General features: G+C 65.4%; 10 protein-coding genes and 1 pseudogene. 7 read left to right on the top strand and 4 right to left on the bottom strand.

The window, feature by feature from the left end:
- The 3 genes and pseudogenes from C8J25_RS21115 to C8J25_RS11565 all read right to left on the bottom strand — a co-directional run.
- Window positions 1-122, bottom strand: a pseudogene (locus C8J25_RS21115) (5-dehydro-4-deoxy-D-glucuronate isomerase); the annotation flags it as partial.
- Between the two features lie 109 nt (window positions 123-231).
- Entirely contained in the window at window positions 232-2,958 is a 2,727-nt protein-coding gene (locus C8J25_RS11570) for an exo-rhamnogalacturonan lyase family protein (RefSeq protein WP_107954588.1), read from the bottom strand.
- An 11-nt stretch (window positions 2,959-2,969) separates the two neighbouring features.
- Window positions 2,970-3,629, bottom strand: coding sequence for a DUF6250 domain-containing protein (locus C8J25_RS11565; protein ID WP_107954587.1), 660 nt, complete (start codon window positions 3,627-3,629; stop codon window positions 2,970-2,972).
- Window positions 3,630-3,810: 181 nt separating this feature from the next.
- On the opposite strand from C8J25_RS11565, the gene C8J25_RS11560 reads away from it, so the two are divergent.
- From C8J25_RS11560 to C8J25_RS11545, 4 genes are read left to right on the top strand one after another with little or no spacing between them, the layout of a single operon-like run.
- Complete coding sequence (locus C8J25_RS11560) at window positions 3,811-4,602, top strand: rhamnogalacturonan acetylesterase (protein WP_244187026.1); 792 nt, start codon at window positions 3,811-3,813, stop codon at window positions 4,600-4,602.
- 29 nt (window positions 4,603-4,631) lie between these two features.
- On the top strand, window positions 4,632-5,825 hold the full coding sequence (locus tag C8J25_RS11555; RefSeq protein WP_107954543.1) for a rhamnogalacturonan acetylesterase: 1,194 nt from the start codon (window positions 4,632-4,634) through the stop codon (window positions 5,823-5,825).
- A gap of 1 nt (window position 5,826) precedes the next feature.
- Window positions 5,827-6,801, top strand: a complete 975-nt coding sequence (locus tag C8J25_RS11550) for an alpha/beta hydrolase (protein ID WP_107954542.1) — start codon at window positions 5,827-5,829, stop codon at window positions 6,799-6,801.
- A gap of 16 nt (window positions 6,802-6,817) precedes the next feature.
- Window positions 6,818-8,119, top strand: coding sequence for an oligogalacturonate lyase family protein (locus tag C8J25_RS11545; protein WP_107954586.1), 1,302 nt, complete (start codon window positions 6,818-6,820; stop codon window positions 8,117-8,119).
- 11 nt (window positions 8,120-8,130) lie between these two features.
- Here C8J25_RS11545 and C8J25_RS11540 read toward each other — a convergent pair whose 3' ends face one another.
- Window positions 8,131-10,050, bottom strand: a complete 1,920-nt coding sequence (locus C8J25_RS11540; RefSeq protein ID WP_244187025.1) for a rhamnogalacturonan lyase — start codon at window positions 10,048-10,050, stop codon at window positions 8,131-8,133.
- A gap of 337 nt (window positions 10,051-10,387) precedes the next feature.
- On the opposite strand from C8J25_RS11540, the gene C8J25_RS11535 reads away from it, so the two are divergent.
- The 3 genes from C8J25_RS11535 to lra1 all read left to right on the top strand — a co-directional run bounded on the left by C8J25_RS11535 (window position 10,388) and on the right by lra1 (window position 15,289).
- A complete protein-coding gene (locus C8J25_RS11535) occupies window positions 10,388-13,576 on the top strand; it encodes a TonB-dependent receptor (RefSeq protein WP_244187023.1) in 3,189 nt (1,062 codons plus the stop codon).
- 134 nt (window positions 13,577-13,710) lie between these two features.
- Window positions 13,711-14,514 (top strand): IclR family transcriptional regulator, encoded by an 804-nt coding sequence (locus C8J25_RS11530; RefSeq protein ID WP_107954541.1) that lies wholly within the window; start codon window positions 13,711-13,713, stop codon window positions 14,512-14,514.
- A 10-nt stretch (window positions 14,515-14,524) separates the two neighbouring features.
- A complete protein-coding gene (gene lra1 / locus C8J25_RS11525; RefSeq protein WP_107954540.1) occupies window positions 14,525-15,289 on the top strand; it encodes an L-rhamnose 1-dehydrogenase Lra1 in 765 nt (254 codons plus the stop codon).

The following is a 15,289-nucleotide window of genomic DNA, read 5'->3' as shown; positions in this document are numbered from 1 at the left end:
TAGTTGAGCACGCACTCGCCGTCGCGGAACAGGTCCTGAATCAGATACCGGTCGCGCAGTTCGTCGTTGGAAACGCACTCCATCATGTCGGGATGGGTGGCGTAATACGTGCGGTCGTACATGCGGGACTCCGATGGCCGAGAGATGGATGCCGGAAGCGACACCTCAGTTGATAGAACCGATACCGCTCCGCATATTTTGGCGCAAGTGACCACAATACGGGATTTCAAATCAATCGCGACCGGCGTCGCCAAGACGGCGTTTGCCCAATGTCTCCGGCGATTGGATGGTCGCGCGGTCGAGCGCCTCGGGGATCAGCGCCATGCACTGGATCGCGGCGAGACCCCATTGCGCGGACGCGTTGGTCGAAACGCCGGGCCATTCGGTGACGTGCCCCTCGGTATGTCGCGGATCGGTCGGCCATGTGCCAAGCCCTGCATCACCGGACAGGAACTCTCCCGCCGCCCGTGCCGCGAGCGTCGCATCCTGCGTTTCGTGCGCGACGTACGCGGTGAGCCGCGAATGGGCCTCACGGAGGTTGCGCGGGCCGAACGGTGTACCGAACTTTGCCAGATATTCGGCCTGGGGCGCGTTGTACCATCGGCAATAATCGAGCCAGGCGGTGCGATAGCGTGGCACATCGAGCAGGCGGATCAGTTCGGAACTCACTTCGACGGCGCCGAACACCGCGTTCAGATGCGAGAGCCGGATACCGCGGTTCTGGTCGATGAACCGTCCCGAGGCGAGATCGAACGGCGCGCTACCGGTCATCCAGCCGTGCGGCAGGCGCCCGATGCTGTCGAGCCCCGCGACGATCCGGTCGCGCCAGCGCATGTCGCCGGTCCGCTCCCATTCGGTCAGCCACGCCGCGGCAAGCGGGCACCAGGTCGTGCCGAACGTCATCTCGATCGTGCCCGCCGGCAGGGTCGGCTTCTTCGCGCCCGGTACCTTACGCCCGATCTCGACCTTCTGGAGCGTCTGGTCCGAGGTCAGCAGGTCGCGCATCAGGTCGCCGACGCGCTCGTCCGCGGTCAGGTAATAGAAGATGCGGCGATAGCTGGCGTTGCTGACGCGCGGCTGTTTCGAGCTGTCGCTCCAATGCTGGACGCCGTGGCGCGTGCCCATGCCGGCGAAGCGACCGCCGTGATACACGTCGACCTCGCCAGTGTGACGAGTCATCGCCTCGGCAAAGCGAAACGCCTGCGCGTTGCCGGTGCGCAGGACCGAATACCAGAGCCAGAGGTCGGGCGAGAGTTCGCTGTTGTCCCATGCGAACCCTCCGATATCGTAGCGCCAGCGATGCCGGTCGCTGTCGTAGGTGTGCATGATGTCGCCGTGGTTCCAGAACCCGTACCAGGACCGGCGGTCCACCTCGCCAGCGTAGAAGTCGATCAGATTGTCGAGCTGATTCTCGATCGCGGTGCGGTTCGGCGTCGAGCGATCGGGCAGGCCCCAGTCGCCGAAAACGTGCGCGGCGTGGAGGTGTTCGGGGCTCGCCATCAATTGCGGCGGTGTCGCTTGGGCCTTCGCCATCTGTGCGAGCGTCACGGTGTCCGGCGTCGCGGGCAAGGCCCAGAGCGTCAGTTCACTGGTCCGCGCGATGCCGGATGCGTCGTCCCAGCCGGGCTCGTAATCCTCATAGGTGACGGACAGCCCCTCGTTTTGCGCGGCAAATTCCTTCATCCCCATTGTGCCGTGATAGGGACGCAGGTCCATCGCTGGCGCCTCGCGCGACCATAGCCAGGCGGTCAGTCGCGCCGCATTGCCATCCGCACCGTCGATGTGGAGCGCGGTCGGATGACGCTGCCAGAAATAGCGCTGGCCGAGCGCGACGCCGCCATCCGGACCGCCAACATAGGCGAGCCCAGGCGCGCGGCGACCTTCGTCCGCGTCGATCCAGCCCTGGCCGGGCGCGGTCCGCTTAGTCAGTTGCCAGCCATTGGCGTTGGGCTGTTCAAGCCGGAAGTCACCCCAGGGTGGAATCCGCTCGAGCGTATCGCGCACGGCTGGCGCCATCGTTGCCAGCGGCGGGGTTGCGTGTCCGGCGACCTGCGCCTCGCGGAACGTTCGGCCGGGGTCGCGACGCAGACCGGTGAGCGGGCGGATACCCTCGGCGAACATCTGCCCATCGGTGGCTATGCGGACATGGCGATCGTGAAGCGCGCCGCGCATCGGGACCGACGCCTGTACGCCCAGGCTCGCCAGAAAGTCATGGCCCGCATTGCCGTCGAACACGAAGCTGTGGACGATCCGCAACGCCGCCGATCCGGCATAGGCATAGAGCCGCACCGTAAAGGGGAGCCAGCGACGATCGGCCATCGCGTGCCGCCCCTCGATCTTGACGACAGCCCGGACGGGGCCGCGTTGCTCAATGATGACCTTTTCGATCTCGCCGGCGAACGACACGGGTTCGCCGTGGAGCGGGTCGGACTTTACCGAACCAACGAGAGAAACGGCGCCGAGCACGGGCCGCCCGGACTGGCTTGCCGAACGGACCAATGCGGGCCCGTTGCGACCGATCTCCCAGCGCAGGTCGCCGACGTCGATGACGACCGCATCGGTCGTCTCGGTGACCTTCACCGCGCGCGACGGAGCTGTCGCCCGACCGCGCGTGACGATCAGGCCAGCGGGCGCGACATCGGCGGGAATCGCGTGGGCGGTCCACTTGATCGAACCGTCCGGCCAGGTCGCGGTGGTCCAGGTCTGCGCGGCCACGTTGGCGCCATCGCCGGTGCGGACCGCGAGCGTGGTGTTGCGCTTCAGCACGCCGCGCGGCCAGGCGACGCCGAACGTCTGCCCCATGTGCATCGTCGGCGCTGCCCCGTCGATCCAGCGGATCGGGACAGACTGGAACGCAGGCGCAGGCGCGGCATCGAGCCGGACCGGCAGTAACGCGGTCGCACCGCCAAGCAGTGCGACCTTCAGCGTATCGCGCCGCGTAGGGTTCATTAAGGTCATGATCGTCTCCATCAGCGGCGCGTAATCGACAGGCGTCGGATGCGCAGGTGGCTCCACGTGGTCCGCAACCCGAACAGGCCGGAGGCATAGGGTTCGGGATCGTCGAGCGTGAACACCCGCCGCCCGTCGCGCTCGACTGCCACCGTCCGCCCGTCCGCGATCAGCCGGATCGTCGTCCAGCGATTGGGCTGAAGCATGTCGGCGGTGTCGCGCCTGTCGTGCTGAGGCAGCAGAGGGCGATCGCCGGCGCGTCCGACATAGCGGCGGAAGCGGGTCGTCGTGTTCCGGTTGCCGCCGACACCGACATAATAGGTGCGCAGGCTGTCATAGTCCGCGAAGGCGCCGCTGCGGTGGTGGACGAGAACGGAACTCCCGTCGTCTTCACTGGCCATCCAGAACGCGTTGAGGTCGCTGACATTGTCGTTCACGCCGCCCTGCGATACCGCCATCGCCTGAAACCGAATGACGACCGGCCCCGCGACCGGCTTGCGCCACCAGAGCGTCAGGCCCTTCGCGGTATCGATATCGATGATCCCGCCGCGTTCGGTGACTCGCGCCGCGGGGTCCTCGGCCTCGACGACCCAATCGGCGAGCGGCTGGCGGGCGATCGACATCGACGGCACGCTGGCGAGGATACCCGCTGCGATGTGAAGCCGTGCATTCAAGCGCATGCTGCCCTCCCCGTGCGCTGTCATCGCGCTCCGCCATTGCATAGGCCGCGAAATCGCCGCCGCCAAGTTCGTGCCGAATATTAGTTAGGCATTCCACATTATGGTTATTTTATCGAGATGCCGGTTGCTCTTTGCGGAACGGCGTCGCATCATGCGAGAAAGAAGACGCGGGAGAGTGTGGGTGAAGAACGGCCTGTTGATAGCCATCGCTCTGGTTGCGCCTGCATTGGGCGGAGCCGCCCCTGCCCCGATGCGGATCTTCATCGCCAGCGACTCGACCGCACAGGACTACAAGGCGGATCGCTATCCGCAGTCGGGTTGGGGCACGATGCTGCGGTGTGCGGTGGCGCCAAACGTCAGCATCGAGAACCGCGCGATCGGCGGGCGCAGCACCAACAGCTTTATCCGCGAGGGGCGGCTCGACAAGATCGCCGCGGACCTGCGGAAAGGCGACACGCTGCTGATCCAGTTCGGTCACAACGATGCGAGTGTCGACAAGCCCGAACGCTTCACGACTATCGAGCAGTATCGCACGAACCTCCGCCGCTTTCTCGATGTCGCCAGCCATGCGGGTGCGAAGGCGGTGATCCTGACCCCGGTCGCGCGCCGCGACTTCAAGGACGGGGTCGAGCAACCGAGCTTTCCGACCTATGCCGATGCGGCGCGACAGGTTGCGCACGAGACGCGGACGCCGCTGATCGATCTCGGCAAGACGTCACAGGCGTGGGTGCAGGCGGCCGGGGCCGACGCGGCGAAGGGCTATTATTTGCATTACACCGGGGCGGCAGGAGCGCCCGGCTATCCCACCGGCGTTGCCGACGACACGCATTTCAGCGAGATCGGCGCGCGGCGGGTTGCCGATCTGGTGGCGACCGGGCTCCACCGTCTGAAGCTGCCGATCGCGCGGTACGTGACGCCTGGCACTCCCGCCCTGACGCGTGCGACGCCGGCGGGTGGCCCATCGTGCGGCTGATCGGTGCGCTGGCTCTGGGATTTGCTTTGATGAGTACGGCGGCCGAAGCGCAGGTACGGAGGTTCGTGTTCGGTGGTGGCTCGGCTCCGAAAGACGCCGTGTCGGTGGCGGCCGGGCGCGTTTATGCGAACGGCTTCGGTTTCGAGGGCGGTAACCCCGCGCTGTTCTCGATTGCGGTCCCGCCAGGTAATTATCGGGTCACGGTGACTCTCGGCCTGCCCAAGGTCTGTACCGACACCAGTATCAAGGCGGAGTCGCGACGGTTGATGCTCGATGCGGTCGTCGTGCCGGCAGGGCGATCGATCACGCAGAACTTCGTCGTCAACGTCCGTAACGCCGCACTCACCCCGCCGCCGCTGAATGCGCCGGGTGGGACCGGGGTGCTGCTCAAGCCACGCGAGCGCGGTTCGTTCAGTTGGGACGACCGGCTGACGCTGGAGATGCTCGGCACGAAGCCCGGGGTTACCGCGATCACGATCGAGCCGGTGGGCGTGCCGACGATATTCCTGCTCGGCGATTCCACCGTCACCGACCAGCCGGCCGAGCCTGCCGCGAGCTGGGGGCAGATGCTCCCCACGTTCTTCCGTCCGGACATCGCCGTCGCCAATCATGCGGAATCGGGCGAGACGATGAAATCCTTCATGACCGAATTGCGCTTCGCCAAGGTGCTGGAGTCCGCGAAGCCGGGCGATTGGGCGCTGATCCAGTTCGGGCACAACGACCAGAAAACGCAGTGGCCGCAGACCTATGCCGCGGCCGAGACGACCTATCGTGATTATCTCCGCGCGTGGATCGCGGAGTTTCGTCGACGGGGCGTCGAGCCTGTGCTCGCGACCTCGCCAGAGCGGCGGATGTGGGCGGGCGACGAGATCCGCCCGACTCTCGCGGAGTATGCCGCGGCGGTGAAGGCGGTCGGCGCGGAATTGCGCGTGCCAGTGATCGACCTGAATGCCGCGAGCATCCGTTTCTACGAAGCGCTCGGACCGGCCCGTGCGCCGCTCGCGTTCAACGATGGCGGCAAGGACGCGACACACCACGACAATTACGGCGCGTGGGTGCTTGCGCGCGCGGTCGCGGCGGGCATTGCTACCGCGAAACTGCCGCTCGCCGAGCATCTGAAGCCGAACCTGACAGCATTCGACGCTGGCCATCCGCCCGACCCTGCCGCGTTCCGGCTTGCGCCGAGCGTGGCGCATGATTCCACCCGACCGGACGGAAACTGAGATGACCACGCGACGTATGATCCTGGCCCGCGGTCTCGCCAGTGGACTGACGAGCCTACTGCCCCTCCGCGCGTTCGCACAGAATACGACGCTGGCGGTGGAGCGGTTCGCGCTCTGGCCTGGTGCGGCACCCGGATCCCCGACACCGGCGGTTGCCGACCAGTGGGTCAAGCGTTCGCCGACCGGCGCGGCGGACGACATCGCCTGGCCGCATGTCGCGACGCCGATGCTGACGGTGGTGCGACCGGCCAAGCCCAACGGCGCCGCGGTGCTGATCTGTCCCGGCGGCGGTTACGCACGCGTAGCGGTCGGCCGGACCGGCGGCGGCATCGCACGCGACTTCGCGGCGCGCGGCATCACCGCGTTCGAGCTGCTCTATCGCCTGCCGCACGATGGCTGGGCGGCGGGTCCCGATGCGCCGTTGCAGGATGCGCAGCGGGCGATGCGCGTGATCCGCGCGGGTGCGGGCACGCGCTGGACGGTCGACCCGGCGCGCGTTGCCGTCACAGGCTTTTCCGCTGGCGGGCATCTCGCAGCACGGCTGGCGTCCCGGTCGGGTACGCCGAGCTACACGCCGATCGACGCGGCCGACCGCCTGTCCGCAAAGCCCGTGATCGCCGGGCTGTTCTTTCCCGTCGTGACTATGCTCGACGACGGTGTGCATGTGCAATCGCGTCGCGAATTGCTGGGTCCGCACGCCGCCGATCCAGCCTGGCAGCGCCGCTATTCGACGCAGCTGGATCTCCCGGCCGACATGCCGCCGAGCTTCGTGATGGCGAACGCGGACGATTCTGCGGTGCCGGCGCGGAACAGCATCCTGCTGTACGAAGCTCTGCATGCCGCCAAGATCCCCACCGAATTGATGGTGTTCGAAGAGGGCGGCCACGGCCCGCCTGCCCCGCACCGCGACGGCACGCCGATACCGTGGATGGACCTTTTCCTGGCCTGGTCGCGCGACCATGGCTGGCCTGCCTGACGACAAGGATCTGACGATGCGAAACAGTGTATTCGGGCTGAGCATCGCGCTCGCCATCGCCGCGCCCTCGATGGCGGCAAAACCGGCCTCATGGATCGATGCGAAGACCGGCCACAAGGTCCTGCGGCTGTCCGACGCACCCGGCAATTACGCGCTCTATTTCAACTATAATGCCTACACGCCGCAGGGCGACCTGATGATATTCCAGACTGCCGACGGTATCTCGGTGGCGGATACGAAGACATGGGCGGTCAGGTCGTTGCTGCACCGGCCGGGCGCTCACCTGCTGTTCGCCGGGCACAAGACACGTACCGCGTATTTCTCCGAACAGGCAAAGGGTGGCGACGACGCGCCGATCACGATCTATGCCGCCGACATCGATACCGCCAAGGTCCGCAGGATCGCGGTGGTGCCGAAGGGCAGCCGGATCGATACGCTCAACGCCGACGAGACATTGCTCGCCGGGCAGGTCGCCTCGCGCGACATGCCGCTCCAGCCCAACGCGGCGGGCGTCGATATCAAAACCGGACAGACGGCGTACGCGGCGAACTGGCCCGACGGCCGGCCGATGGTCTATGCCGATGCCAAGGAGTTCCGGCTGAACCAGCGGCTCGACGCCAAGATCCCCATGGAGATCTTCACCGTCGACGTGACGACCGGGCAGCAGCGCAGCGTGGTGAAGGCGACCGACTGGCTCAACCACCTGCAATTCTCGCCGACCGACCCGACGCTGCTGATGTATTGCCATGAGGGGCCGTGGCACCGCGTCGACCGAATCTGGACCATCCGCACCGACGGCAGCCAGATGACCAAGGTCCACACTCGGACGATGAACATGGAAATCGCCGGCCACGAATTCTGGTCGCCCGACGGCAAGACGATCTGGTACGATCTGCAGACGCCGCGCGGCGAGGATTTCTGGCTCGCCGGCTATGACGTCGCGACCGCCAAGCGCCGCTGGTACCACCTCGACCGCAACGAATGGTCGGTCCACTATAACGTCTCGGCGGACCAGAAACTGTTCTCGGGCGACGGCGGCGACAGCGAGATGGTCGCGCACGCCCCCGACGGGAAATGGATGTACCTTTTCCGCCCCAAGCCGGTGCCCGACGTCGCCGGGATCCGCGCCGACAATGCCGACAGCCTGATCGAAGCAGGAACCTTCGCCGCAGAGAAACTCGTCGACATGGGCAAGCAGGACTACAAGCTGGAGCCCAACGCCCGCTTCTCGCCGGACGGGAAATGGCTCATCTTCCGCGCGAACATCGAGGGCAAGGCGGCGATCTACGCGGTGGAGACGGCCAAGGCCCAGCCCTGACGGCCGCAGCCTCAGTCGGCGTCGTCCGACGGCGTGAGGCTGCCCGGAAAATAGCCGAGATGCGGCGGCTGATTATAGGCGGTGTTCTGCCACGCGACGCCCGCGCGGTAGACCGGGTCCTGCATCAGCGTGACGAGGCGGTGCCTGGTTGGATACGGCGTCACGTAGATGCGCAGTTCGCGGTTGTCCGCCGAGCGCCACACCACCTCCTCGCGCCAGTCGCCGAGAATGTCCGCCTGTAGCGCAGGGTTGGATTTGGTGCCGTTGTTCGATGCGACGTCGCTCGGATGCAGCAACGGCGTCGCGGTGCCCGTCTTCCAGTTCCATTTGCTGATCGTCGTGCCGTCGAGCAGCTCCTGAAGCAGGTCGCCATCCCAATAGAGCGCGAAGTTGGTCTGGCGCGGCGCCGGACCGATCGCGTTGCCCTTCACGTCGAACAGGTCGCGGCTGTTCGAGCCCCACAGCTCGGCACCGACATGGCGCGGGTCGATGTCTGCGGCGAGCCCGCGGCCGGTGTCGGTATCGGCAGGCTTGGTCCACAGGACCCCGCCGGTGCGCGCGTCGAGCAGTGCCGAGCCGATCTCGCCATTGGTCTTCACCTGTTCGTGCACGCCCCATTTCTCAAGCCCCGGACGCAGCGGGTCGAGATCGGCGACGTGCATCGCATCGCCGTGGAACAGCGGCACGGTCCACAATCCCTTGCCGTCGTCGTCGACCGCCATCGAGCCATAGATCACCTCGTCGCGGCCATCGCCGTCGACATCGGCGATGCTGAGCTGGTGGTTGCCGCGATCGGCATAGTCGGCGTTACCCGCCTCGGCACTGTCGAACAGCCAGCGCTTGGTCAGCTTGCCGCCGCGATAATCCCAGGCGGCGATCGCGGTGCGCGCATAATAGCCGCGGCCGAAGATCATGCTGGGATGCCGTCCATCCAGATAGGCCGTACCTGCGAGGAACCGGTCGGAGCGGTTGGCATAGCCGTCGCCCCAGGTCTCGCGCATCTGCTCGAAGCTCGGATTGCCGCCGGGATAGCGTGGCGGATCATAGGCCGCGGTGGCGAGCGCCTTGCCGGAGCGGCCATCGAACACGGTCAGATATTCCGGGCCCTTCAGGATGCGGCCGACAAGCGGCGCAACCTTAGTGCCGTCCGCCAGCACCTTCGCGCCGGTCTTGTCGGGTTGCGAAACTTCGCCGTCGCGGCCGCGCCAGTCGGCCTTCGCATCGCCGATCGTGACTCCGGTGCCGTCGACGGTACCGTCCGCGGTCTTCATCGCGATTTCGGCGCGGCCGTCCCCGTCATAGTCCGCGACCTGGAACTGCGTGTAATGCGCGCCAGCGCGGATGTTACGACCAAGGTCGATCCGCCAGAGCCGCTTGCCCTCAAGCGTGTAGGCGTCGACGAAGACGTTGCCGGTATAGCCCGCCTGGCTGTTGTCATGACTGTTTGTCGGATCCCATTTCAGGATCAGCTCGTAACGCCCATCGCCATCGAGATCGCCGACGCTGGCATCATTGGCGGTGTAGGTGAACGCCTCGCCATCGGGCGTCGTCCCGCCGGGCGGGGGTACAAGCGGGATCGACAAATACCCGCGCGGCGCCATCAACGCGGGCGCACTCGGTGCTGCTGCCTTCCCGCCGACGAGGGCACGAATGGTATAGCGGCCGCGATCATTGCCCTCGCGATCGACGAACGACGTGGCGTCGGCGAGGGGTTGCGGCGTGATCTTGCGGCCGTCGCGATAGACGTCGAAGCGGGTCGCGGACGGATCGTCCCGCAGCAGTCGCCAACTGACGAGCCAGCCGCCGTCCTTGGCGGGAGTCGCGACGACACCGCGATCGAGCCGTTCGACCGCGCGGGACGGCGATGCCGCGAGCGCGGGCGTCGCAACACCGACCATGAGCGCCAGGAACGCGCGGCTGCCTATCGTCATCATCATCTCCATTGCGGCGTGCCAATTATCGCACTTATCCCAATTATTATGATTGCCCTTCAGGAAATGGCAAACTAATAAACGGGACAGAGCTTCACAATATGGTTTTTCGCCGGTCATGGTACCGGCATTGGCGACGGTAACGACCGCGCCGAGACGAGGGGATGATGATGACTGGACCCAGCACAGAAATCGATCGCGCAAGGTGCCGCAAGGCCTGCCGCGCCCGGGCCTCGTCGGCACGCCCAGCCGCCTAGCCCAGCCGCCTAGCATCGTGACTTCACGACGGGCCGGCTACCGCAAGCAGTAGCCGCCCGGAACGTCTTTCGGGGGAAATATGATGACACTTCACAATTGTTCGGTGCGCAATCTGGCGATCACGACATCTGCACTGGCCCTCATGCTGGGCTTGGCAACTGCGGCGACTGCCCAGACGCCCGCACCTACGGCACCGGCAGCGGACTCCGCGCAGGCCGCACAGAAGCCCGCGCCCGACGCGACCCTGCCGGACGGCGCGACCTCGGAAGACATCCTCGTCGTCGGCACGCGCGCGTCGCTGCAATCGGCGATCGCCCGCAAACGCAAGGCCGGTACCGTTGTCGACTCCATCGTCGCCGACGACATCGCAAGCTTTCCCGACAAGAACCTCGGCGACTCGCTGGCCCGCGTCACCGGTGTGCAGCTCGACCGCGACTTCGGCGAAGGCACCAAGATCTCGATCCGCGGCGTCGAACCCGATCTTAACCGCATCGAGATCAACGGCGTCACCCAGGCCAGCGCCGATGGCAGCCGCTCGGGCGATCTACGCGATCTCGCGACCGAACTCGTCAAGTCGATCGACGTCTACAAGGGCTATAGCGCCGACCTGACCGAAGGCGGCCTCGGCGGCACGGTCAGCGTCGAGACGCGCCGCCCGCTCGAACTGGCAAAGCCACTTCTCAGCGCAGTGGCCTCCGCGCAACATCTCGACACCGCACAGAAATGGCGTCCCCGCCTCACCGGCATCTTCGGGACACCCCATTTCCTGCTCGACGGCCTCGGCATCCTGGGCACCGTCAACTACGAGAAGAAGCAGCTTCGCCAGGACTATATCAGCAACACCAACTGGAAGCGGATCGCGGATTTCGACCGCTCTGACGAGAAGACCATCGCCAACCCCGCTTATGCCAATTTCAATACCTATGGCAGTTGCGCAGGCGTCGGCGGAGCGAATGCGGCAGCGGCGACGACGCGGCGGCTGGCCTGCGAGACGCAGTTCTTCGACTGGGTCCCCACCGTGCCGCGCCTGCGCCAGCGCCGGATCGACGACCAGCGCCTGTCCGCCGATCTCCAGGTCCAGTATGAGTTCGCGCCGAACTTCCGCGCGTACGCCGAAGCGATCATCACCAACCGCAAGCAGCAGTTCAACGACGTCAACTACTCGCTCGATCTCGGCCGTTTCGAGCGCTTCAATTACGACGCCGCGCTGCCGGTCGGCCTGAATGGCGCCACGTCGCGTCCGCAGATCACCGCGGGCACATCGACCAGCGAGAACCACGTCGTCACCAGCGCGCTGACCGCGCTCAATTCGGTCAATGTCGGCACAGCCGCTGCACCGGTCTGGAACGGTGCCAGCAACATCCTCGGCGTCCAGCGTCGCGATTTCAAATACGACCAGCGCACCCGGTATTACCTGACCGGGTTCGACTGGACGTTCGACGATCTCAAGATCAAGGCACTCGCGTCGCATTCGACGGGCCGAACCGTCAACGATACCAACCTGCTCGCCTATTCGACCGGTATCGGCGGGATTACCATAGACCGTCGCAACGACCTCGGCATTCCGGTCTTCGTGTTCCCCGAGAACTTCGACCCGAATTCGACCGGCGCCTATGTCCGCCCCGGCACGATCAACGCACCCGGACGACAGGCCGGACCGACGGTCCAGTATCGCCCGAGCGACAACAACAACAAGGAAGACCAGCTCAAGCTCGACGCGGACTGGAACACCAACCTGCCGTTCCTAACGAGCATCGAATATGGCGGGCAGTTCCGCTGGCAGGAGTATGAAAACTACAACGGCGGCGGCTCGCGCCTGCTGACGCCAGCGGTTTCGGCGAATCCGTCAACCGGCGCGGCGGCCGTCCCTGCCGTGTATCAGACGAGCGCCAACGTTTCGTACACCACCGTCGTCACCGATACGCCGCCGGCCGTGCGCGCCGCGAACACCTATTACATGACGCAGGCCCAGTACGCACAGTTCATCGCGGCCAATACCGGCGGCCTGCCGGGTGCGGGCCTGTTCACCGGGCTCAAGGGTGCGCCGGCCGGCCTGCCGTCGCAACTGTCGGTACCGGCGATCGACTTCGACCGACTGGGCCAGATTTACGACCTGTCAGGCTTCGATCAGGATCTGGTGCGCAACGCCGATGGCCAGTCGCAGATCCCGACCGTTTTCATCAAGGAAACCGTCGCCGCCGCATATCTGAAGGGTAATTTCGAACAGGACGTCCTCGGCATGCGGTTCAGCGGCAATGCCGGCGTTCGCTATATCAAGACGACCGACAAGGGCACCGGCACAAACATCAGCCGGCAGACGCGGATCCGTCCCGGCACGGGCGTGCCCGGTATTCCCGCAGTGATCGAAACGGTCACGCTTGCGGCAAACTCGCTGTCGTTGAAGAACAGCTACACCGACTGGCTTCCCGCGTTCAACGGTGCGCTGGAAATCACGCCGAACCTGACCTTCCGCGCCAACTGGGCCCGCAATCTCGCCCGTCCCAAGCCGACCGATCTGGTGCCCAACGTCAATTGTCTCGATGACTCGACCGACATCACCGGGCTGCAGGACGCCTGCACCGCGGGCAATCCCGATCTCGTGCCGTATCGCGCCGATCAGTGGGAAGTGAACCTCGGCTGGTTCCCGAACAAGGACACCGCGGTCAGCATCGGCTATTTCAAGAAATACGAGAAGAGCTTCGTCATCTCGAACGTGACGCGCGGCGATGTTGATCTCTTCCAGGACGGCTCGCTGTTCACGGTGCGCCAGCCGGTCAACGGGTTCGGCGCGTTGCTGGACGGGATCGAAGGGAGCGTACAGACCGCCTTCACGTTCCTCCCCGCACCGTTCGATGGTCTCGGCGCCAGCGGCAACTTCACCTATGCGCGCGCGATCCGGACCAACCTGACCAACGTCGCCACCGGTCAACCGCTCAACGACTATCCCGGCCTGTCGAAATGGACCGCGAACGCGAGCATTTTCTACGACAAGGATTGGCTCAACATCCGCGTCAACTACAATTACCGGTCGAACTGGCTGGCGGTCGTGTCCGACGTCAACTTCGACAACAGCCCGATCTATCGTCGCGGCGAAGGCTATTTCGATGCCAAGGTGACGTTCCGGTTCCCCGAGCAGCACACCCAGTTGTTCATGGAGATCCAGAACATCAACAAGGAGTCGTCGGCGAGCTACATCGACAAGGCTCGGCCGGTGGAATATTATTACGCCGGTCAGCGGTTCTTCGCCGGTCTTCAGCTGAAATTCTAGAGTGCTCCCTCCTCGGCCGACCGCCGCAAGACGTTCGGCCATTTTTTCTCGGTTTTCCAATTGTGTAGCGCGACCGGAATCGACTCAAGATTCGCCGATTGCCAGCATGTAGGAGCCCGTCTTATGGAGTGGGCATGAACACTTCCACGACGAACATCGACAAGTCGGAGTCGGCCGGAAACGGCGTCGGTGCCGGCAGCCAGACCCTCATGCGCGGGCTCGATCTGATCGAGGCGGTCAGCCACGAGGTACTGACGCTGAGCGAACTCGCGGTGAAGCTCGACCTGACCAAGAGCACGACGCACCGGTTGCTGAGCGCGCTGGTCGATCGCGGGTATCTCGCGTTCACGCCGCGCTCCGGATACCGGCTCGGACCCAAGCTGTTGCTGCTCGGCACGCTTGCGCAGGCGCAGGCCGATCTGGTGCAGGTCGCACGACCCTATCTGGAGGAGCTGGCCGCCTCGACCGAGGACACCGTGCATCTCGGCGTGTTCGACGGCGACTTCGCGCTGTATCTCGACAAGGTGCCGGGTCGGCGCCGGATCACGATCTCCAGCCGGGTCGGCGATCGCCAGCCGCTGAGTTCGACCGGGCTCGGCAAGGCGCTGATGATCGATTCCTCGCCCAAATATTGGCAGGAGCGCTTCGACGCGGACCAGGCGGCGGGTGCGCCCAAGGCTGATGCGAAAGTGTGGCGCGAGCGGATGCAAGGCTATGCGACCTGTGGCCGCGCGTTCGATCTTGAGGAGAACGAGGACCAGATCCGCTGCGTCGCCGCTCCGATCCGCGACGCCGCGGGCAAGATCGTCGGCGCGATCAGCGTGTCGAGCGCGGCGCAATATATGAGCGACGACCGCATGACGACGCTGACCGACGAGGTTCGCGGCACCGCGGGCGCGATCAGTCGCGAACTCGGGTTCGAGCCGCCAACCGACTAACTGGGAGAAAATAATGTTGCTCGAAGGCAAGACCGTGCTGGTGACCGGCGCATCGGCAGGAATCGGCCGCGCGGTGGCGATCGGTTGTGCGCGACACGGCGCGGACGTCGCGCTGAATTTCGCCCGCGACGTGGCCGGTGCCGAGAGCGCGGTTGCGGAGATCGAGGCACTCGGTCGGAAAGCCGTGGCGATCCAGGGCGACGTCGCCGATCCGGATACCGCGCGCGACTTCATCGACAAGGCCGCAGCTGCGCTGGGTCGGGTCGACGTGTTCGTCAACAACGCCGGGATCTGCCCGTTCCACGCATTCCTCGACATGCCGGTCGAGACATTCGAGCGAACCATGCGCGTCAACCTCCACGGCGCGTATTACATGGTCCAGGCGGCGGCGAACCAGATGGTGAAGCAGGGCGACGGCGGGTCGATCATCGCGATGTCGTCGATCTCGGCGCTGGTCGGCGGCGAGTATCAGACGCACTACACGCCGACCAAGGCTGGCCTGCATTCGCTGATGCAGTCGGTCGCGATCGCGCTCGGCAAGCACGGGATCCGCTGCAACTCGCTGTTCCCGGGTACGATCCTGACCGACATTAACAAGGACGATCTCGCCGATGAGGGCAAGCGCGCGTACATGGAGAAGCGCATTCCGCTGGGCCGGCTGGGCAAGCCCGACGATCTGGTCGGGCCGACGGTGTTTCTGGCGTCCGATCTCGCGGAGTACGTCACGGGAGCCTCGTTGCTGGTCGACGGCGGCATGTACGTCAACCTGCAATAA

The organism is Sphingomonas faeni, assembly GCF_003053745.1.
GTDB classification, from domain to species: domain Bacteria; phylum Pseudomonadota; class Alphaproteobacteria; order Sphingomonadales; family Sphingomonadaceae; genus Sphingomonas; species Sphingomonas faeni.
The sequence above is the reverse complement of the archived record's forward strand: the minus strand, read 5'-3'. Positions and strand labels throughout refer to the sequence as shown.

Coding starts and splice junctions, on each gene's coding strand:
- C8J25_RS11565 (WP_107954587.1), bottom strand. CDS start 3,629: ATGCGCTTGAATGCACGGCTTCACATCGCAGCGGGTATCCTCGCCAGC.
- C8J25_RS11555 (WP_107954543.1), top strand. CDS start 4,632: ATGAGTACGGCGGCCGAAGCGCAGGTACGGAGGTTCGTGTTCGGTGGT.
- C8J25_RS11550 (WP_107954542.1), top strand. CDS start 5,827: ATGACCACGCGACGTATGATCCTGGCCCGCGGTCTCGCCAGTGGACTG.
- C8J25_RS11535 (WP_244187023.1), top strand. CDS start 10,388: ATGATGACACTTCACAATTGTTCGGTGCGCAATCTGGCGATCACGACA.
- C8J25_RS11530 (WP_107954541.1), top strand. CDS start 13,711: ATGAACACTTCCACGACGAACATCGACAAGTCGGAGTCGGCCGGAAAC.
- C8J25_RS11570 (WP_107954588.1), bottom strand. CDS start 2,958: ATGACCTTAATGAACCCTACGCGGCGCGATACGCTGAAGGTCGCACTG.
- C8J25_RS11545 (WP_107954586.1), top strand. CDS start 6,818: ATGCGAAACAGTGTATTCGGGCTGAGCATCGCGCTCGCCATCGCCGCG.
- C8J25_RS11540 (WP_244187025.1), bottom strand. CDS start 10,050: ATGACGATAGGCAGCCGCGCGTTCCTGGCGCTCATGGTCGGTGTTGCG.